28 protein-coding genes are annotated in these 16,240 nt (G+C 70.9%); 2 read left to right on the top strand and 26 right to left on the bottom strand.

Annotated features, from left to right (window positions below; genetic code table 11):
• Positions 1-141: 141 nt before the first annotated feature.
• Positions 142-504 carry a nuclear transport factor 2 family protein gene (locus HK417_RS21410; protein ID WP_222271447.1) on the bottom strand — a complete coding sequence of 121 codons (363 nt, stop codon included), beginning with the start codon at positions 502-504 and terminating at the stop codon, positions 142-144.
• A gap of 20 nt (positions 505-524) precedes the next feature.
• Positions 525-1,355 (bottom strand): formate dehydrogenase accessory sulfurtransferase FdhD, encoded by an 831-nt coding sequence (gene fdhD, locus HK417_RS21405; RefSeq protein WP_222271437.1) that lies wholly within the window; start codon positions 1,353-1,355, stop codon positions 525-527.
• A gap of 44 nt (positions 1,356-1,399) precedes the next feature.
• On the opposite strand from fdhD, the gene mobA reads away from it, so the two are divergent.
• Positions 1,400-1,984 (top strand): molybdenum cofactor guanylyltransferase, encoded by a 585-nt coding sequence (mobA, locus tag HK417_RS21400; protein WP_222271435.1) that lies wholly within the window; start codon positions 1,400-1,402, stop codon positions 1,982-1,984.
• A 32-nt stretch (positions 1,985-2,016) separates the two neighbouring features.
• Positions 2,017-2,679: an NAD(P)-binding oxidoreductase gene (locus tag HK417_RS21395; RefSeq protein ID WP_222271433.1), complete on the top strand. Its 663-nt coding sequence runs from the start codon at positions 2,017-2,019 to the stop codon at positions 2,677-2,679.
• On the opposite strand, the gene truA is transcribed toward HK417_RS21395, so the two are convergent.
• The 24 genes from truA to rplP all read right to left on the bottom strand — a co-directional run bounded on the left by truA (position 2,676) and on the right by rplP (position 16,240).
• Positions 2,676-3,524 (bottom strand): tRNA pseudouridine(38-40) synthase TruA, encoded by an 849-nt coding sequence (gene truA, locus HK417_RS21390; RefSeq protein WP_222271431.1) that lies wholly within the window; start codon positions 3,522-3,524, stop codon positions 2,676-2,678. The genes HK417_RS21395 and truA overlap by 4 nt on opposite strands.
• A 31-nt stretch (positions 3,525-3,555) precedes the next feature.
• On the bottom strand, positions 3,556-4,314 hold the full coding sequence (gene rplQ, locus HK417_RS27315) for a 50S ribosomal protein L17 (protein ID WP_222271420.1): 759 nt from the start codon (positions 4,312-4,314) through the stop codon (positions 3,556-3,558).
• Between the two features lie 141 nt (positions 4,315-4,455).
• Positions 4,456-5,523, bottom strand: a complete 1,068-nt coding sequence (locus HK417_RS21380) for a DNA-directed RNA polymerase subunit alpha (protein ID WP_222271411.1) — start codon at positions 5,521-5,523, stop codon at positions 4,456-4,458.
• 160 nt (positions 5,524-5,683) lie between these two features.
• The gene (gene rpsD / locus HK417_RS21375) at positions 5,684-6,310 is read right to left on the bottom strand and encodes a 30S ribosomal protein S4 (RefSeq protein ID WP_222271409.1); all 627 of its coding nucleotides are present in this window, start codon (positions 6,308-6,310) and stop codon (positions 5,684-5,686) included.
• A gap of 35 nt (positions 6,311-6,345) precedes the next feature.
• Positions 6,346-6,753: a 30S ribosomal protein S11 gene (gene rpsK / locus HK417_RS21370; protein ID WP_026844840.1), complete on the bottom strand. Its 408-nt coding sequence runs from the start codon at positions 6,751-6,753 to the stop codon at positions 6,346-6,348.
• A gap of 93 nt (positions 6,754-6,846) precedes the next feature.
• Positions 6,847-7,227 (bottom strand): 30S ribosomal protein S13, encoded by a 381-nt coding sequence (rpsM, locus tag HK417_RS21365; RefSeq protein ID WP_222271400.1) that lies wholly within the window; start codon positions 7,225-7,227, stop codon positions 6,847-6,849.
• A 14-nt stretch (positions 7,228-7,241) separates the two neighbouring features.
• Positions 7,242-7,355 (bottom strand): 50S ribosomal protein L36, encoded by a 114-nt coding sequence (rpmJ, locus tag HK417_RS21360; protein WP_012950458.1) that lies wholly within the window; start codon positions 7,353-7,355, stop codon positions 7,242-7,244.
• Between the two features lie 64 nt (positions 7,356-7,419).
• Positions 7,420-7,641 carry a translation initiation factor IF-1 gene (gene infA / locus HK417_RS21355; RefSeq protein ID WP_012950459.1) on the bottom strand — a complete coding sequence of 74 codons (222 nt, stop codon included), beginning with the start codon at positions 7,639-7,641 and terminating at the stop codon, positions 7,420-7,422.
• A 210-nt stretch (positions 7,642-7,851) separates the two neighbouring features.
• On the bottom strand, positions 7,852-8,721 hold the full coding sequence (map, locus tag HK417_RS21350; protein WP_308123751.1) for a type I methionyl aminopeptidase: 870 nt from the start codon (positions 8,719-8,721) through the stop codon (positions 7,852-7,854).
• Between the two features lie 16 nt (positions 8,722-8,737).
• Positions 8,738-9,337, bottom strand: a complete 600-nt coding sequence (locus HK417_RS21345) for an adenylate kinase (RefSeq protein ID WP_222271389.1) — start codon at positions 9,335-9,337, stop codon at positions 8,738-8,740.
• Complete coding sequence (secY, locus tag HK417_RS21340) at positions 9,337-10,647, bottom strand: preprotein translocase subunit SecY (protein WP_222271387.1); 1,311 nt, start codon at positions 10,645-10,647, stop codon at positions 9,337-9,339. Before secY ends, HK417_RS21345 begins: the two co-directional genes overlap by 1 nt.
• A gap of 105 nt (positions 10,648-10,752) precedes the next feature.
• Positions 10,753-11,196 (bottom strand): 50S ribosomal protein L15, encoded by a 444-nt coding sequence (rplO, locus tag HK417_RS21335; RefSeq protein ID WP_222271385.1) that lies wholly within the window; start codon positions 11,194-11,196, stop codon positions 10,753-10,755.
• 13 nt (positions 11,197-11,209) lie between these two features.
• Positions 11,210-11,392 carry a 50S ribosomal protein L30 gene (rpmD, locus tag HK417_RS21330; protein WP_222271382.1) on the bottom strand — a complete coding sequence of 61 codons (183 nt, stop codon included), beginning with the start codon at positions 11,390-11,392 and terminating at the stop codon, positions 11,210-11,212.
• Position 11,393: 1 nt separating this feature from the next.
• Positions 11,394-12,008: a 30S ribosomal protein S5 gene (gene rpsE, locus HK417_RS21325; RefSeq protein WP_222271380.1), complete on the bottom strand. Its 615-nt coding sequence runs from the start codon at positions 12,006-12,008 to the stop codon at positions 11,394-11,396.
• 37 nt (positions 12,009-12,045) lie between these two features.
• Positions 12,046-12,453 carry a 50S ribosomal protein L18 gene (gene rplR, locus HK417_RS21320; protein ID WP_261327526.1) on the bottom strand — a complete coding sequence of 136 codons (408 nt, stop codon included), beginning with the start codon at positions 12,451-12,453 and terminating at the stop codon, positions 12,046-12,048.
• Entirely contained in the window at positions 12,453-12,992 is a 540-nt protein-coding gene (gene rplF, locus HK417_RS21315; RefSeq protein ID WP_222271378.1) for a 50S ribosomal protein L6, read from the bottom strand. The genes rplR and rplF overlap by 1 nt, the downstream gene beginning before the upstream one ends.
• A 15-nt stretch (positions 12,993-13,007) precedes the next feature.
• A complete protein-coding gene (gene rpsH / locus HK417_RS21310) occupies positions 13,008-13,412 on the bottom strand; it encodes a 30S ribosomal protein S8 (RefSeq protein WP_439957939.1) in 405 nt (134 codons plus the stop codon).
• A gap of 175 nt (positions 13,413-13,587) precedes the next feature.
• On the bottom strand, positions 13,588-13,773 hold the full coding sequence (locus HK417_RS21305; RefSeq protein WP_113838243.1) for a type Z 30S ribosomal protein S14: 186 nt from the start codon (positions 13,771-13,773) through the stop codon (positions 13,588-13,590).
• A 22-nt stretch (positions 13,774-13,795) separates the two neighbouring features.
• Complete coding sequence (gene rplE, locus HK417_RS21300) at positions 13,796-14,380, bottom strand: 50S ribosomal protein L5 (protein WP_222271352.1); 585 nt, start codon at positions 14,378-14,380, stop codon at positions 13,796-13,798.
• A 4-nt stretch (positions 14,381-14,384) separates the two neighbouring features.
• Entirely contained in the window at positions 14,385-14,732 is a 348-nt protein-coding gene (rplX, locus tag HK417_RS21295; RefSeq protein WP_439957938.1) for a 50S ribosomal protein L24, read from the bottom strand.
• Between the two features lie 2 nt (positions 14,733-14,734).
• Positions 14,735-15,103: a 50S ribosomal protein L14 gene (gene rplN / locus HK417_RS21290; protein ID WP_026844850.1), complete on the bottom strand. Its 369-nt coding sequence runs from the start codon at positions 15,101-15,103 to the stop codon at positions 14,735-14,737.
• 191 nt (positions 15,104-15,294) lie between these two features.
• Complete coding sequence (rpsQ, locus tag HK417_RS21285; RefSeq protein WP_222271349.1) at positions 15,295-15,594, bottom strand: 30S ribosomal protein S17; 300 nt, start codon at positions 15,592-15,594, stop codon at positions 15,295-15,297.
• Positions 15,591-15,824, bottom strand: coding sequence for a 50S ribosomal protein L29 (gene rpmC, locus HK417_RS21280; protein ID WP_014742850.1), 234 nt, complete (start codon positions 15,822-15,824; stop codon positions 15,591-15,593). The genes rpsQ and rpmC overlap by 4 nt, the downstream gene beginning before the upstream one ends.
• Positions 15,824-16,240 carry a 50S ribosomal protein L16 gene (rplP, locus tag HK417_RS21275; protein ID WP_222271338.1) on the bottom strand — a complete coding sequence of 139 codons (417 nt, stop codon included), beginning with the start codon at positions 16,238-16,240 and terminating at the stop codon, positions 15,824-15,826. Before rplP ends, rpmC begins: the two co-directional genes overlap by 1 nt.

Genomic DNA, 16,240 nt, shown 5'->3' with positions numbered 1-16,240 from the left:
CGCCACCTGACCCCAACCTGATCGCGGTGCCGGACGGGCGGCGGACTTCGTCCGCCCGCGCTGACGCGCGCCTGCAACACACCTATTCACGGGTCTGTGGGCTCCCATCCGGCGGGATGACGCAGCCCGAGGCCGGCGGCCTCAGTCGAGCGCCGGCAGGTACAGCTCGACGGCGTAGGACGTGATCGCGGTGACCATCCCGTCTCGGAACTCGTAGACGTCGCAGGAGCACCCCACGCTGGTCGCGCCGTCGGCGTCGACGTAGCGGCCGACGACGTCCACGGCTGCGGCGTTCTCGTCGGCGACCACGAGGAAGCGGGAGAACTCCACCGTCGTCGTCACCAGCTCAGCGAGCGTGGCCTCGCAGGCGTCGACCACCGCCTGCCGGCCGGTGAGCACCTCCTGGCCGACCTGCGTCCAGCGGACGTCGGGGTGCAGGGAGCCGTAGGCGTCGGGAAAGCGGTGACCGGAGAACGCCTCCGCGACGGCGCGTGGGGTGGGCACGACGGGGTCCTCTCCCGTTGTCACTCGGGCAAGACGATCCGGTCCGGGTGGGTGTAGACGTTGCAGCCGTCGCCGCGGAGGAAGCCGACCAGCGTGATGCCGGCGTCCGCGGCGAGCTCGACCGCCAGCGAGCTGGGCGCGGAGACCGCGGCCAGCACCGGCACCCCGGCCATCGCGGCCTTCTGGGTCAGCTCGAAGGAGGAGCGGCCGCTGACCATCAGGACGTGCCGGGTCAACGGCACCCGACCCTCCCGCACCGCGTCGCCGACGACCTTGTCCACGGCGTTGTGCCGGCCAACGTCCTCGCGCAGGGCGACCAGCTCACCTCCTGCGGTGAACAGCCCCGCGGCGTGCAGGCCACCGGTCCGGTCGAACACCTCCTGCGCGGCGCGCAGCCGGTCCGGCAGGGCGAGCAGCGTCTCCAGCGTCACCCGGACGTCGTCCGCCGCGACGTCGTAGGGCGTCCTGGTCCGGATGGCGTCGATGCTCGCCTTGCCGCAGACGCCGCAGGAGCTGGAGGTGTAGAAGTTCCGGTCCAGCGCGGTGTCGGGCGCCTCGATGCCCGGGGCCAGATCGACGTCGACCACGTTGTAGGTGTTGCGCCCCTCGTCGTCGACCGAGTTGCAGTACCGCAGCCCGGACAGGTCCGCCGACGTGCGGATCACGCCCTCGGTGGCCAGGAAGCCGTGCACCAGGTCGAAGTCGTCCCCGGGCGTGCGCATGGTGACCGCGAGCGGCCGCCCGGCCAGCCGGATCTCCAGCGGCTCCTCGGCCGCCACGGTGTCCGGACGCCGGGTGTGCACCGGCCCGCGGATGCGCAGCACGGGCATCCGGCTGGTGACTCGTCCCACGAGGACTGACGGTACCCACCCGTCGCCCCCTACCGTTCCTCCCCATGACCGCTCTGCCGCCGTTCGGCGCCGTCGTCCTCGCCGGCGGGCGGGCCAAGCGCCTCGGCGGGCAGGCCAAGCCCCAGCTCCAGGTGGGCGGCCGGAGCATGCTCGCCACCGTGCTCGCGGCGGTCGAGGGGGCCAGCCCGCGGGTGGTCGTCGGCCCGCCGCAACCGGTCCCGGACGGAGTGCTCGTCGTGCGGGAGGACCCGCCGGGCGGAGGGCCGGTGCCCGCGCTGGCGGCGGGCCTGGGAGCCGTGGACACCGAGGTGGTCGCCGTCCTGGCCGGTGACCTGCCGTTCGTGACCCCGGCCGTGGTCGCCGAGCTGCGCTCCCGGCTCACCGGGGACGGCGTGCTGGTCGTCGACGACACCGGCACCGACCAGCTGCTCCTCGGCGTGTGGCGCACCGCCGTCCTGCGGAGCGCGCTGGTCGGCGTCCGGCCGCACGCCCCGCTGCGCGCCGTGCTATCCCCGCTCGCCGTCCGCCGGTACCACCCGCCGGTGCCGCCGGGCGCGCCCCCGCCGTGGACCGACTGCGACACCCCCGCCGAGCTGGCCCGCGCCCGCGCCGCCCCCCGCCGCCGCTGACTGCCGGGCGACCCAGCGGGTAGCCCCCGGGCATGCGCGTCGTCATCGCAGGAGCCCACGGTCAGGTCGCCCGTCGTCTCGGCAGGCTGCTCACCGGCGACGGCCACTCGGTCGCCGGCATCATCCGCAACCCCGACCACCGGGCGGACCTGGAGTCCGACGGGGTCGAGCCGGTGGTGGTGGACCTCGAGCAGGCGACGGTCGACGACGTCGCCACCGTCCTGAAGGGCGCCGACGCCGTCGTCTTCGCCGCCGGCGCGGGCCCGGGGAGCGGCGCCGAGCGGAAGTCCACGGTCGACAAGGGCGCCGCCCTCCTGCTCGCCGACGCGGCCGAGCGCGCGGGGGTGCGGCCCTACCTGCTGGTCTCCTCCATGGGCGTGGAGCAGGCCCGGCAGGGCACGCCACGGGGCATGGACCCGGTCTTCGCCGCGTACCTGCAGGCCAAGCTGGCAGCCGAGGACCGGATCCTGCCCCGGCGGGCCCTCGACACCACGATCGTGCGGCCCGGTGGCCTCACCGACGAGCCGGGCACCGGGCGGGTCACCCTCACCCACGGTGTCGCACCCGGGACCGTCCCCCGGGACGACGTCGCGGCCGTGCTCGCCGAGATCCTCGTCGCCGGCAAGTGGAACGAGGTCGTGGAGCTGGTCGGTGGAGACACCCCCATCCCCGAGGCGGTCGCCGCCCTTCCCTAGTCCCGCCGGGCCCGGGTGACGCGGGCCCGCACGGCCAGCTGGTCGTCGTCGGGGTAGTCGACCCGCACGAGGGTGAGCCCGCCCGCCGGGGCCACCGGGACGTCGTTGGCCCGCTCCCGCCGGGACAGTAGGGACCCGGGCCACTCCGGGGGACGGCGGCCCTCGCCGACCGCGGTCAGCCCGCCGACCAGGCTGCGCACCATGGAGTGGCAGAAGGCGTCCGCCGAGGCCGCCACCTCGATCAGGTCGCCGTCGCGGCGCACCCGCAGGTCCAGCAGGGTCCGGACGGTCGTCGCCCCCTCACGCCGCCGGCAGAAGGCGGCGAAGTCGTGCTCACCGAGCAGCAGCCCGGCCGCCAGCCGCATCGCGTCGGCGTCCAGCGTCCGCGGCCAGGCCACCGTGTCCGCGCGGCGCAGCGGCGGGGCGCCCGCGTCGGCGTCGGTGAGCCGGTAGACGTAGTGCCGGGCCAGCGCGGCGAACCGGGCGTCGAAGTCGGGGCTGACCGTCCGGACGGCGGTGACCGCGATGTCCGGCGCCAGCACGCCCCGCAGCCGGCGCAGCAGCCGCGGCTGGTGCTGCGCGAACAGCTCGGCGGGCAGATCGGTGTGCGCGACCTGGCCGGTGGCGTGCACCCCGGCGTCGGTGCGGCCGGCCACGGTCAGGTCGACGTCGTGCCGCAGCACGGTGGCCAGGGCCAGCTCCAGCTCGCCCTGCACGGTGCGCTGGGCGGGCTGGCGAGCCCAGCCGTGCAGCGCCGTCCCGTCGTAGGAGACGTCCAGCCGGACGCGGACGAGCCCGCCACCGGGTGCGGTGGCGGGCTCGTCCGTTGCGTGCAGGTGGTCCATCGATCCCGGCCTCAGCGTGAGGCCGGCCGGATCACTTGGGGTCGACCTCGGGCTCGCCACCCGGGGCGTGGGTGCCGGCGGTGGCGGCGTCGCCGAGCTCAGCGGCCTCCACCTCGGCGGCCGCGGCCTTGGCCACGTCCGGGGACAGCGCCGGGTCGTCGACCACGGCGAGGTTCTCGGCCGTGGGCTGCGGGGTGACGTCGCCGTCGTCCTGGCGCTCGCCGTCCGGGTTGAACACGTCGGCGACGACCTCCTGGGCGTCCTCGACGCCCTCGGCACCGGCGGTGACCGCGGGGCTGGTGTCCCCGCCGGGGCCGGTGGTCTCGACCTCGTCGGCGGTGACCTCACCGGCCGCCGAGGCGGCGCCGGCGCCGGCGGCGAAACGGGTGCCGCGGGCGCGCTCGGCCTCGCCGACCGCCTCCTGGGCGACCGTCAGGCCCTCGACCAGCTCGATGATGGCCATGGGGGCGTTGTCGCCCTTGCGCGGACCGACCTTGACGATGCGGGTGTAGCCACCGGGGCGGTTCGCGTAGCGCGGCCCGATCTCGGCGAACAGGTGGTGGACGACGTCCTTGTCCCGGATCTGCGTCATCACCTGGCGACGGGCGTGCAGGTCACCACGCTTGGCGAAGGTGACCAGCTTCTCGGCGTACGGACGGAGCCGCTTGGCCTTGGTCTCGGTGGTGGTGATCCGCCCGTGCTCGAACAGCGAAGTGGCCAGGTTGGCCAGCATCAGCCGCTCGTGCGACGGCGAACCGCCGAGACGGGGGCCCTTGGTGGGGGTGGGCATGTCGGTCCTTCCTCAGGCTGCCGGGCGGGGGGCTGCCGGCTGCGTCTCCGTACTGCGTTGTGCTGGCCACCCGTGCGGCTGGCCGGGTCGGCCCCGCTGCCCCCGCCGCGAGCGTGCGAGCGGGGGCAGCGGGGTCCTTCTTCAGAGCTGCTCGGTCTCCTGGTAGTTGCCCTCGTCGTACTGGGCCGGGTCGCCGTAGGTGGCGTCGCCCTGGTACGCGTCGGTCTCGTACCCCTCGTCGTAGCTCTCCACCGAGGTGGGGATGAACCCGGGCGGGCTGTCCTTCAGGGCCAGGCCCATGGCGGCGAGCTTCATCTTGACCTCGTCGATCGACTTCGCACCGAAGTTGCGGATGTCGAGCAGGTCGGCCTCGGACCGGGTGACGAGCTCCCCGACCGTGTGGACGCCCTCGCGCTTGAGGCAGTTGTAGGACCGGACGGTGAGGTCCATGTCCTCTATCGGCATCGAGAAGTTCGCGATGTCGGCCGCCTCGGCCGGGCTCGGCCCGACCTCGATGCCCTCGGCGTCGATGTTCAGCTCGCGCAGCAGGCCGAACAGCTCGACCAGGGTGGAGCCCGCGCTGGCGATCGCGTCGCGGGGCTCGAGCGACGGCTTCGTCTCGACGTCGACGACCAGGCGGTCGAAGTCGGTCCGCTGCTCGACGCGCGTGGCCTCGACGGCGTAGGTCACCTTCAGCACCGGCGAGTAGATCGAGTCGACCGGGATGCGGCCGATCTCCTGACCGGGCTGCTTGTTCTGCGTGGCCGGCACGTAGCCGCGGCCGCGCTCGACGACCAGCTCGATCTCCAGCCGGCCCTTGGCGTTGAGCGTCGCGATGTGCAGCTCGGGGTTGTGCACCTCGACCCCGGCCGGCGGCGCGATGTCGGCCGCGGTCACCTCACCGGGACCCTGCTTGCGCAGGTACATGGTCACCGGCTCGTCGGAGTCGGAGCTGACGACCAGGCCCTTGAGGTTCAGGATGATCTCGGTGACGTCCTCCTTGACGCCCGGCACGGTGGTGAACTCGTGCAGGGTGCCCTCGATGCGGATGCTGGTGACAGCAGCGCCGGGGATCGAGGACAGCAGGGTGCGACGCAGGGAGTTGCCGAGGGTGTAGCCGAAGCCCGGCTCCAGCGGCTCGATGACGAACCGCGAACGCTGGGCGTCGATCGTCTCCTCGGTGAGGGTCGGACGCTGTGCGATGAGCATGGTGATCTCCTTCAGGTCCTCCGGCACCCGCCATATGACGCCGAGAGGGATGGTGCCGGCGGGACGGACATCGGTCCGCCCGTCCCGCCGTCGTGCGGCCCCCGTGCAGAGCCCCCGCCGCGCGAAGCGTGGCGTGGGGCGGTGCACGGGGGTCCTTCGACTACTTGGAGTAGAGCTCCACGATCAGCTGCTCCTGCACCGGGGTGTCGATTACCTGGCGCGCCGGGATGCTGTGAACCAGCACCTTCAGCTGCGTGCTGATGACCTCCAGCCACGGCGGGACCGGACGCTGGCCGGCCTTGGCCTGGGCGATCTGGAACGGCACCATCTCGGTGGACTTCGCGGTCACCTCGACGATGTCCTGGGCGCTCACCCGGAAGGACGGGATGTCCACCTTGCGGCCGTTGACCTTGATGTGGCCGTGGCGCACGAGCTGGCGGGCCATGTCACGGGACTCGGCGAAGCCGGCCCGGTACACGACGTTGTCCAGCCGCGACTCCAGGATCTGCAGCAGGACCTCACCGGTCTTACCGGTCTTCTTGTTGGCCTCTTCGTAGTAGCCGCGGAACTGCTTCTCCAGCACGCCGTAGATGCGGCGCGCCTTCTGCTTCTCACGCAGCTGCAGCAGGTACTCGCTGTCCTTGCTGCGGCCCCGGCCGTGCTCGCCCGGCGGGTACGGCCGGATCTCGATCGGGCACTTCGGGGACTCGCACTTGCTGCCCTTGAGGAACAGCTTCATCTTCTCGCGCCGGCACAGGCGGCAGTCGGCTCCGGTGTAACGGGCCACGTCAGGTACTCCTCGTTCTTCTCGTCAGTGACCGGTCAGACCCGGCGGCGCTTCTTGGGGCGGCAGCCGTTGTGCGGCTGCGGCGTCACGTCCTGGATCTGACCCACCTCGAGGCCGGTGGCCTGCAGCGAGCGGATCGCGGTCTCGCGGCCCGAACCCGGGCCCTTGACGAAGACGTCGACCTTGCGCATGCCGTGCTCCTGCGCCTTGCGGGCCGCGTTCTCGGCGGCCATCTGCGCGGCGAAGGGGGTCGACTTGCGGGAGCCCTTGAAACCGACGTGGCCGGCGGAGGCCCAGCTGATCACGTTCCCGGTCGGGTCGGTGATCGACACGATCGTGTTGTTGAACGTGCTCTTGATGTGCGCCGCGCCGTGGGCGACGTTCTTCTTCTCCTTGCGGCGCACCTTCTTGGTGCCGGCTGCCGCGCGGGCCCTGGGAGGCATTCTTCAGCGTGTCCTGTCTGCTCGTGGCCAGATGTCGCAGCAGCGCGCCGTCGCTCCCCCCTGCGGGTGCGCTGCGACGGCGCGCCGAACTGCTTACTTCTTGCCGGCCTTCTTCTTGCCGGCGATGGTCTTGCGCGGGCCCTTGCTGGAGCGCGCATTGGTGCGGGTGCGCTGACCGTGGACCGGGAGGCCGCGGCGGTGCCGCAGGCCCTGGTAGCAGCCGATCTCGATCTTGCGACGGATGTCGGCGGCGACCTCACGGCGGAGGTCACCCTCGACCCGGAAGTGCTCGTCGATGTAGTCGCGCAGCTTCAGCAGGTCCTCGTCCGTGAGGTCCCGGGCGCGCAGGTCCGGGCTGACGCCCGTCGCGGCCAGGGTCTCCTTCGCGGAGGTCTTGCCGATCCCGTAGATGTAGGTGAGCGCGATCTCCATCCGCTTGTCGCGGGGAAGGTCGACGCCAGCCAGTCGTGCCATGTTCAGGTACTCCCTCAGCCCTGGCGCTGCTTGTGCCGGGCGTTGTCGCAGATGACCATGACCCGGCCGTGCCGGCGGATCACCTTGCACTTGTCGCAGATCTTCTTCACCGACGGCTGGACCTTCACCGGTGCCGCCCCTCATTCCTCATGTCGATGTGCCGACGTCGCGCGGTGCGCGCAGCGCCGACGGTCACTTGTAGCGGTAGACGATGCGACCGCGCGTCAGGTCGTAGGGCGAGAGCTCCACGACCACGCGGTCCTCCGGCAGGATGCGGATGTAGTGCTGTCGCATCTTGCCGCTGATGTGGGCGAGCACCCGGTGTCCGTTCTGCAGCTCGACCCGGAACATCGCGTTGGGCAGCGGCTCGACGACGCGACCCTCGACCTCGATGGCCCCGTCCTTCTTCGCCATGCCCTACACGGCCTCCTCGTTCGACTGCGTCGTCCATGCCGGAGCGGCACGGACGTCGTGCTGGATGCGGAACTGCTCTGGATGACGATCTCGCAGAGGGCGTCCGGCGTTCTGCGGCCACAGCAGGACGACGGACGGCGCGAACGCCAACGGCCACTGTACTCCAGCCGCTGACCCCTCACCAACCCGGGGCGGAGTGACGAGGGCCGCCTACTGGCGGGCGGTGATCCCGAAGGGCGCGAGCCCGGACACGCCGCCGTCCTCGGCGGTGAGCACCCAAGGACCCTCGGGGGTGATGGCGACGGTGTGCTCGAAGTGGGCGGCGCGGGAGCCGTCCTTGGTGACGACCGTCCAGCCGTCCTCGAGCTCCTCGGTGGCCGGGTCGCCGACGGTCACCATCGGCTCGATGGCCAGCGCCATGCCGGGGACGAGCCGTGGACCGCGGCCCGCGCGGCCGTAGTTCAGCACGTGCGGGTCCTGGTGCATCTCGGTGCCGATGCCGTGGCCGCCGTAGTGGTCGACGATCCCGTACGGGCGCTCGGCGGAGCGGATCGACTCCTCGACCGCGTGGCTGATGTCGGTGAGCCGGCCGCCGGCCAGCGCCCGGGCCAGCCCGGCCCACATCGAGCGCTCGGTGACGGCGATGAGCGCGGCGTCCTCCGCCGAGGGCTCCCCCACCGTGACGGTGATCGCCGAGTCGCTGTGCCAGCCCTCCAGGATCGCGCCGCAGTCGATGGAGATGTTGTCGCCCTCGGCGAGCACCCGGTCCGGGTTGGGGATCCCGTGCACGACCTCGTCGTTGACCGACGCGCAGATCGTCCCGGTGAACCCGTGGTAGCCGAGGAAGTTCGGCACCGCGCCCTGGGACCTGATGTGGTCCTCGGCGACGGCGTCGAGCTCCTTGGTCGTGACACCTGGGCGGACGGCGGCGCGCACCGCCGCAAGAGCGCCCGCCGTGACGAGCCCGGAGGCGCGCATGAGCTCGATCTCGTGCGCCGTCTTGATCTGGATCATCCGTCCACTCCACTTCACCAGCAGCGGCAGCCGGGCCAGGAGGGCGGCACCGCGGTCGCCGTGCACCTCGCGCCTCGCGCGCTCAGGCCCCGGCCGGGCCGTCGACCGCGCCGAGCGCCCGGAGCGCCCGATCGGTGACCTCGTCGATGCTGCCGATCGCCTGGATCCTGCTCAGCAGCCCGACCTGGTCGTAGTAGCCCGACAGCGGCGCCGTCTGTTCCCGGTACACCCCGAGACGGTGCCGGATGGTCTCCGGCTTGTCGTCGTCGCGTTGCACCCACTCGCCGTCCACGAGCATGCGCCGGCCGGAGAGCCGGCGCACCAGCTCCTCCTCGTCGACGACGAGCTCCAGCACCCGGTTCAGGGAGTACCCCACCTCGTCCAGCGAGGCCTGCAGCTGCTCGGCCTGCGCGATGGTCCGGGGGAACCCGTCGAGCAGAAACCCCGCCTTGGCATCGGGCTCGGCCAGCCGATCGGTGACCATCGCGACGGTGATCTCGTCGGGCACCAGGTCACCCGCGTCCATGTAGACCTTGGCCTTCTGGCCGAGCTTGGTCTGGCCGCTGACGTTCGCGCGGAAGATGTCGCCGGTCGAGATGGCCGGGACGCGCAGGCGTCCGGCGATGATCTGGGCCTGGGTCCCCTTGCCGGCTCCCGGCGGGCCCAGCAGCACGACGCGCACTACCGCAGGAACCCTTCGTAGCTGCGCTGGTTGAGCTGCGTCTCGATCTGCTTCACCGTCTCCAAGCCCACTCCCACCATGATCAGCACGGCCGTCCCGCCGAACGGGAAGTTCTGGTTCTGCCCCTCCTGCGTGATGGAGAGGAACAGGTTGGGCAGCACGGCCACCAGACCGAGGTAGATCGCCCCCGGCAGGGTGATCCGCGAGAGCACGTACTGCAGGTACTCGGCCGTGGGGCGTCCCGGGCGGATGCCGGGGATGAAACCGCCGTAGCGCTTCATGTCGTCGGCCCGCTCCTCCGGGTTGAAGGTGATCGACACGTAGAAGTACGTGAAGAACACGATCAGGCCGAAGTAGACGGCGATGTGCACCGGGCTGCTCTGGTCGATGATGTAGTTCTCGATGAAGCGGCGCACCGGGCCGGTCTCGCTGCCCTGCAGCTGGCTGATCAGCTGCGGCAGGTACAGCAGCGAGGACGCGAAGATCACCGGGATGACGCCGGCCTGGTTGACCTTCAGCGGCAGGTACGTGGAGGTGCCGCCGTACATCCGCCGGCCGACCATCCGCTTGGCGTACTGCACGGGGATCCGCCGCTGCGCCTGCTCGACGTAGACGACCGAGGCGATGATCACCACGGCGAGCACGCAGACGAGCGTGAACACGAAGCCGCCGCGGGTCTGCAGGATCGCGCCGCCCTCGGCCGGGATGCGCGCGGCGATCGAGGTGAAGATCAGCACGGACATGCCGTTGCCGATCCCCTTCTCGGTGAGCAGCTCACCGAGCCACATGATCACGGCGGTGCCGGCGGTCATCGTGACGACCAGGACGACGGTGGTCCACACCGAGTCCGAGGGGATGATGTCCAGCGAGCAGTTGACGAACAGCTGACCGCTGCGGGCCAGGGCGATGATGCCGGTGCTCTGCAGGACGGCGAGCGCGATGGTCAGGTAGCGGGTGTACTGGGTCAGTTTCCCCTGACCCGACTGCCCTTCCTTCTTCAGCTGCTCGAAGCGCGGGATGACGACGACGAGCAGCTGCACGATGATGCTCGCGGTGATGTACGGCATGATGCCGAGCGCGAACACCGACAGGCGCAGCAGCGCGCCACCGGAGAACAGGTTGACCAGCGAGTACAGGTCTCGCTGGTCGGAGGCCTGGGCCTGCTCCAGACAGCTGTTGATCGCTGTGATGGAGACGCCCGGGCCGGGCACGCTGGCGCCCAGCCGGTAGACCGCGATCAACCCGAGGGAGAACAGCAGCTTCCGCCGGAGGTCTGGCGTCCGGAACGCCGCGGCGAACGCCTGCAGCACTGGTCCTCCCCGAGTCGGTCGTGTGAGGTTAGCAATCGGCCCGCCCGGCACGGGTGCCGGGCGGGCCGGAGAAGACCCCCTGCCGGGGGGCAGGAGGGTCCTCGGTCAGATCTGGGTGGTGTTGCCTCCGGCCGCGGCGATCTTCTCCTCGGCGGACTTGGAGAAGGCGTGCGCGTGCACGAAGACCTGGACCCCGCCGAGCTCGCCGGTGCCGAGGACCTTGACCGGCTGACCGCGCCGGACGGCGCCGGCGTCAGCCAGCGTGTCCGGGTTGATCGAGCCGCCCTCCGGGAAGAGGGAGGCGATCCGGTCCAGGTTCACGACCTGGAAGACGACCTTGTTGGGGGCCTTGAAGCCCGAGAGCTTCGGCAGCCGCATGTGCAGCGGGGTCTGGCCACCCTCGAAGCGGGCCGAGACCTGCGTGCGGGCGCCGGAGCCCTTGGTGCCGCGACCCGCGGTCTTGCCCTTGGAGCCCTCACCACGACCCACGCGGGTCTTCTTGGTGTGGGCGCCGGGGGCAGGACGCAGGTGGTGGACCTTGAGAGTCATGGTGTTCCCCTGCTCAGACGATCTCTTCGACGGTGACCAGGTGCGGCACCGTCGCGACCATCCCGCGGATCTCGGGACGGTCCTCCTTGACGACCGAGTCGCTGATGCGCTTCAGCCCGAGCGAACGCAGCGTCTGACGCTGGTTCGGCTTCGTGCCGATGGCCGACTTGATCTGGGTGACCTTCAGCTGAGCCATCTCAGACCCCCTGACCGGCCCGCGCGCGCAGCATGGCGGCCGGGGCGACGTCCTCCAGGGGCAGACCACGGCGGGCCGCGATCTCCTCGGGGCGGACGAGGTCCTTCAGCGCCTGCATGGTCGCGTGGACGATGTTGATTGGGTTCGAGGACCCGAGACTCTTGGAGAGCACGTCGTGGATGCCGGCGCACTCGAGGACGGCGCGCACCGGACCGCCGGCGATGACACCGGTACCCGGGCTGGCCGGCTTCAGCAGCACGACACCGGCCGCCGCCTCACCCTGCACCGGGTGCGGGATGGTGCTGGCGATCCGCGGCACGCGGTAGAAGTGCTTCTTGGCCTCCTCGACGCCCTTGGCGATCGCCGCGGGCACCTCCTTGGCCTTGCCGTAGCCGACGCCCACGGTGCCGTCGCCGTCGCCCACGATCACCAGGGCGGTGAAGCTGAAGCGCCGACCACCCTTGACGACCTTGGACACGCGGTTGATGGCCACCACGCGCTCGATGAAGTTGCTCTTCTCGGCGGGCGCGCCCCCGGGCCCCCGCCCGCCGTCACGGCGGTCCCGGCGGTCGTTGCCGCCGCCGGCGCCGCCGCCGCGTCGCTGTGGTCCTGGCATCAGACGTCCCTCTCGATCTCGATCACGGTGTTGCTCATCAGAAGTCCAGCCCACCCTCACGGGCACCGTCGGCCAGCGCCGCGATGCGGCCGGCGTACCGGTTGCCACCGCGGTCGAAGACGACGGCGGAGATGCCGGCGGCCTTCGCGCGCTCGGCGACGAGCGTGCCCACCCGGCGGGCGAGGGCGGACTTGTCGCCCTCGGCACCCCTCAGGCTGGCGTCCAGGGTCGAGGCACTGACCAGGGTACGGCCGACGGTGTCGTCGACGACCTGGACGTGCATGTGCCGCGAACTGCGGTTGACCACCAGGCGGGGGCGCTCCGGCGTGCCGGAGACCCGCTTGCGCAGCCGGTTGTGGCGACGCAGCCGCGAGACGCGGCGGGCGGTGCTGATGTCGGTGCCGACGGGCTTGTGCACCCGAGCGGTCTTCTCGGTGGTGGCCATCACTTACCCGTCTTCCCGACCTTGCGCTTGACGACCTCGCCCTGGTACCGCACGCCCTTGCCCTTGTACGGGTCGGGCTTGCGGATCTTGCGGATGTTCGCGGCGACCTCGCCCACTCGCTGCTTGTCGATGCCGCTGACCCGCAGGCGGGTCGGGGCCTCGACCGTGAAGGCGATCCCCTCGGGGGCCTTCACGACGACCGGGTGGCTGAAGCCGAGGGCGAACTCGAGGTCCGCGCCGCGGGCCTGCACGCGGTAGCCGACGCCGACGATCTCCAGGGTCTTGTCGTACCCCTGGGTCACCCCGGTGATCATGTTGGCGATGAGCGTGCGGGACAGGCCGTGCAGGGCCCGGCTCTCACGCGCGTCGTCAGGACGCTGCACCAGCAGCGTGCCGTCCTCACCGCGCTCGACGGTGATGGGGGCTGCGACCGTGTGGCTCAGCGCCCCCTTCGGGCCCGAGACGTTGACCGTGCGCCCGTCGATGGCGACGTCCACCCCGCTGGGCACCGGAATCGGGAGTCGTCCGATCCGTGACATGTCTGCTCGCTCCTCTTACCAGACGTAGGCGAGGACTTCCCCACCCACGCCCTTCTTGGTCGCCTGCTTGTCGGTCAGCAGCCCGGTGGAGGTGGAGATGATCGCCACCCCGAGGCCGCCCAGGACCTTGGGCAGGGCGGTCGACTTCGCGTAGACCCGCAGGCCCGGCTTGGACACCCGCCGCACGCCGGCGATGCTCCGCTCACGGTTGGGGCCGTACTTGAGGGTGACCACGAGCTCCTTGCGGATGTGGCCGTCCACCTCGACGTCGTTGACGGTCCACCCGCCGATGTAGCCCTCCTTCTGGAGGATCTCGGCGATGTGCGTCTTCAGCTTCGACGACGGCATGGTCGCTGCGTCGTGGTACGCCTGGTTGGCGTTGCGCAGCCGCGTGAGCATGTCCGCGATCGGGTCGGTCATCGTCATGGGTGTGTGTTGCCTCTCTCGCCGCGGTTCCGCACTGTGGTTTCGGGTGCGGCCTGTCAGCGATCGGTGCTGCTGGGAAAGGTGACGTGCGGTGTTGCCTTGCGCCTGGAACCGGCCCCCTCGCAGGGGCCCTACGACGTGCGAAGCGCGTCGTGGGGGGCGAGGGTGCCTACCAGCTGGACTTGCTCACGCCGGGGAGCTCCCCGGCGTGCGCCATCTCCCGCAGGCAGATCCGGCACAGGCCGAACTTGCGGAAGACGGCGTGCGGCCGCCCGCACCGCTGGCAACGGGTGTAGCCACGGACGGCGAACTTGGGCTTGCGCGCCGCCTTGTTGATCAGAGCCTTCTTGGCCATCTCGGGATCTCCTCGCCCGCGCTCAGCGGGTCGCGTTCACGACGGTCTGGCCGGCGAAGGGGAAGCCGAGCAGCGTGAGCAGCTCGCGGCCCTCCTCGTCGGTGGTGGCGGTGGTCACCAGGGTGATGTCCATGCCGCGGGGCCGGTCGATCTTGTCGACGTCGATCTCGCGGAACATGGACTGCTCGGTCAGACCGAACGTGTAGTTGCCGTTCCCGTCGAACTGCTTCGGGTTCAGGCCGCGGAAGTCGCGGATGCGGGGCAGGGCCAGCGACAGCAGCCGGTCCAGGAACTCCCACATGCGGTCGCCGCGGAGGGTGACCTTCGCGCCGATCGGCATGCCCTCGCGCAGCTTGAACTGCGCGATGGACTTGCGGGCGCGGACGACGGCCGGCTTCTGGCCGGTGATGGCGGTGAGGTCGCGGACCGCGCCGTCCATCAGCTTGGCGTCGCGGGTGGCCTCACCGACGCCCATGTTGACCACGATCTTCACCAGACCGGGGATCTGCATGACGTTGGGGTAGCCGAACTCGTTCTGCAGAGCAGGCGCGATGTCGGCGCGGTAGCGGGCGAGCAGGCGGGGCAGCTCACGGGTGGGTGCGCTCATGGGTTCAGAGGTCCTTACCGGTGCGCCGCGAGACCCGGATGCTGCGGCCTTCCTCGTCCTTGCGGTGACCGACCCGGGTCGGCGTGCCCTCGCTGTCGACGACCATCACGTTGCTCACGTGGATGGCGGCCTCCTGCGTGACGATCCCGCCCTGCTGGGCTCCGCGCTGGCTGGTGCTGATGCGGGTGTGCTTCTTGACCCGGCCGATGCCCTCGACGAGGACCTTCTGGGTCTTGGGGAAGGCGGCGATGACGCGGCCCTTCGCGCCCCGGTCCTTGCCGGCCAGGACGACGACCTCGTCACCCTTCTTGACCTTCATCGACGGGGTCTTCCCGCTGGACTGCTGAGCCATGGTCACAACACCTCCGGAGCGAGCGAGATGATCCGCATGAAGCGCTTGTCGCGCAGCTCCCGGCCGACGGGGCCGAAGATGCGCGTCCCGCGCGGGTCGCCGCTGTCGCGGATGATCACCGCGGCGTTCTCGTCGAAGCGGATGTAGGAGCCGTCGGGACGCCGACGCTCCTTCACCGTGCGGACGATGACGGCCTTGACGACGTCGCCCTTCTTCACGCCGGCGCCGGGCAGCGCGTCCTTCACGGTGGCGACGATGACGTCGCCGATGCCCGCGTAGCGACGCCCCGAGCCACCGAGCACGCGGATGCACAAGATCTCCTTGGCACCGGTGTTGTCGGCGACCCGCAGACGCGACTCCTGCTGGATCACTTCCTGCTCCTCAGTCCTTGATTCGACAGCCGGGCCGGATCGGTGAACCGGCTGTCCGGCACCCACACGCGGACAGCCGGTGGCGTGCGCCACCGGCCGTCCGTGCACGGGTACCGGGATGCGGCGCACCACTCGGGTGCGCCAGTCGTCCAGAGTACCTGGCGCTCAGTCGGCCTGCGCAGCCGACCGGGTCACTTGGCCTTCTCGACGACGGAGACCAGACGCCACCGCTTGGTGGCGGACAGCGGCCGGGTCTCCATGATCTGCACGCGGTCGCCGATGCCGGCGACGTTCTGCTCGTCGTGCGCCTTCAGCTTGCTGGTGCGCCGGATGACCTTGCCGTACAGGCCGTGCTTCACCCGGTCCTCGACCTCGACGACGATGGTCTTCTCCATCTTGTCGCTCACCACGAGGCCCTCGCGGACCTTGCGGTAGCCGCGACCGGCGAGACCCGGGCCGCTGGCGGCCTGCGTCTGCTCGCTCTCGCTCATGCCACACCCTCGTTCGGGGCGACCGAGAGACCCAGCTCGCGCTCACGCATGATCGTGTAGATCCGGGCGATGTCGCGGCGGACGGTCTGCAGTCGCCGGTTGTTGTCCAGCTGGCCGGTGGCCACCTGGAAGCGCAGGTTGAACAGCTCTTCACGCGACTCGCGCAGCCGGGTGGCCAGCTCGTCGGCGGACAGCTCGCGCAGCTCGGGCGCAGTCAGTCCGGCGGCCATCACACTTCTCCTTCACGCGTGATGAAGCGGCACTTCATCGGGAGCTTGTGGATCGCGCGGCGCATGGCCTCGCGGGCGACGGGCTCGGCCACACCGGAGAGCTCGAACATGATCCGGCCCGGCTTGACGTTGGCCACCCACCACTCGGGCGAGCCCTTACCGGAGCCCATGCGGGTCTCGGCGGGCTTCTTGGTCAGCGGACGGTCCGGGTAGATCGAGATCCACACCTTGCCGCCACGCTTGATGTGACGGGTCATGGCGATACGAGCGGACTCGATCTGCCGGTTGGTCACGTACGCCGGCTCCAGGGCCTGGATGGCGAAGTCACCGAAGTTGATCGCCGTGCCGCCCTTGGCCCGGCCGGACCGGTCCGGGTGGTGCTGCTTGCGGTGCTTGACCCGACGGGGGATCAGCAT

The sequence above is a fragment of the Modestobacter marinus genome (assembly GCF_019799945.1).
GTDB lineage: Bacteria > Actinomycetota > Actinomycetes > Mycobacteriales > Geodermatophilaceae > Modestobacter > Modestobacter marinus_B.
The sequence above is the reverse complement of the archived record's forward strand: the minus strand, read 5'-3'. Positions and strand labels throughout refer to the sequence as shown.

What these genes read in the sequence shown, in the direction of transcription:
- truA (WP_222271431.1), bottom strand. Translation starts at nt 3,524, where the DNA reads ATGGACCACCTGCACGCAACGGACGAGCCCGCCACCGCACCCGGTGGC.
- HK417_RS21380 (WP_222271411.1), bottom strand. Translation starts at nt 5,523, where the DNA reads ATGCTCATCGCACAGCGTCCGACCCTCACCGAGGAGACGATCGACGCC.
- rpsH (WP_439957939.1), bottom strand. Translation starts at nt 13,412, where the DNA reads ATGACCGACCCGATCGCGGACATGCTCACGCGGCTGCGCAACGCCAAC.
- rpsM (WP_222271400.1), bottom strand. Translation starts at nt 7,227, where the DNA reads ATGGCACGACTGGCTGGCGTCGACCTTCCCCGCGACAAGCGGATGGAG.
- rplR (WP_261327526.1), bottom strand. Translation starts at nt 12,453, where the DNA reads ATGGCCACCACCGAGAAGACCGCTCGGGTGCACAAGCCCGTCGGCACC.
- rplQ (WP_222271420.1), bottom strand. Translation starts at nt 4,314, where the DNA reads ATGCCCACCCCCACCAAGGGCCCCCGTCTCGGCGGTTCGCCGTCGCAC.
- rpmC (WP_014742850.1), bottom strand. Translation starts at nt 15,824, where the DNA reads ATGGCCGCCGGACTGACTGCGCCCGAGCTGCGCGAGCTGTCCGCCGAC.
- mobA (WP_222271435.1), top strand. Translation starts at nt 1,400, where the DNA reads ATGACCGCTCTGCCGCCGTTCGGCGCCGTCGTCCTCGCCGGCGGGCGG.
- rplX (WP_439957938.1), bottom strand. Translation starts at nt 14,732, where the DNA reads ATGGCTCAGCAGTCCAGCGGGAAGACCCCGTCGATGAAGGTCAAGAAG.
- rpsE (WP_222271380.1), bottom strand. Translation starts at nt 12,008, where the DNA reads ATGCCAGGACCACAGCGACGCGGCGGCGGCGCCGGCGGCGGCAACGAC.
- HK417_RS21395 (WP_222271433.1), top strand. Translation starts at nt 2,017, where the DNA reads ATGCGCGTCGTCATCGCAGGAGCCCACGGTCAGGTCGCCCGTCGTCTC.
- rplO (WP_222271385.1), bottom strand. Translation starts at nt 11,196, where the DNA reads ATGACTCTCAAGGTCCACCACCTGCGTCCTGCCCCCGGCGCCCACACC.
- rplE (WP_222271352.1), bottom strand. Translation starts at nt 14,380, where the DNA reads ATGAGCGCACCCACCCGTGAGCTGCCCCGCCTGCTCGCCCGCTACCGC.
- rpsQ (WP_222271349.1), bottom strand. Translation starts at nt 15,594, where the DNA reads ATGAGCGAGAGCGAGCAGACGCAGGCCGCCAGCGGCCCGGGTCTCGCC.
- rpsK (WP_026844840.1), bottom strand. Translation starts at nt 6,753, where the DNA reads ATGCCTCCCAGGGCCCGCGCGGCAGCCGGCACCAAGAAGGTGCGCCGC.
- rpmD (WP_222271382.1), bottom strand. Translation starts at nt 11,392, where the DNA reads ATGGCTCAGCTGAAGGTCACCCAGATCAAGTCGGCCATCGGCACGAAG.
- rplF (WP_222271378.1), bottom strand. Translation starts at nt 12,992, where the DNA reads ATGTCACGGATCGGACGACTCCCGATTCCGGTGCCCAGCGGGGTGGAC.
- infA (WP_012950459.1), bottom strand. Translation starts at nt 7,641, where the DNA reads ATGGCGAAGAAGGACGGGGCCATCGAGGTCGAGGGTCGCGTCGTCGAG.
- HK417_RS21305 (WP_113838243.1), bottom strand. Translation starts at nt 13,773, where the DNA reads ATGGCCAAGAAGGCTCTGATCAACAAGGCGGCGCGCAAGCCCAAGTTC.
- rplP (WP_222271338.1), bottom strand. Translation starts at nt 16,240, where the DNA reads ATGCTGATCCCCCGTCGGGTCAAGCACCGCAAGCAGCACCACCCGGAC.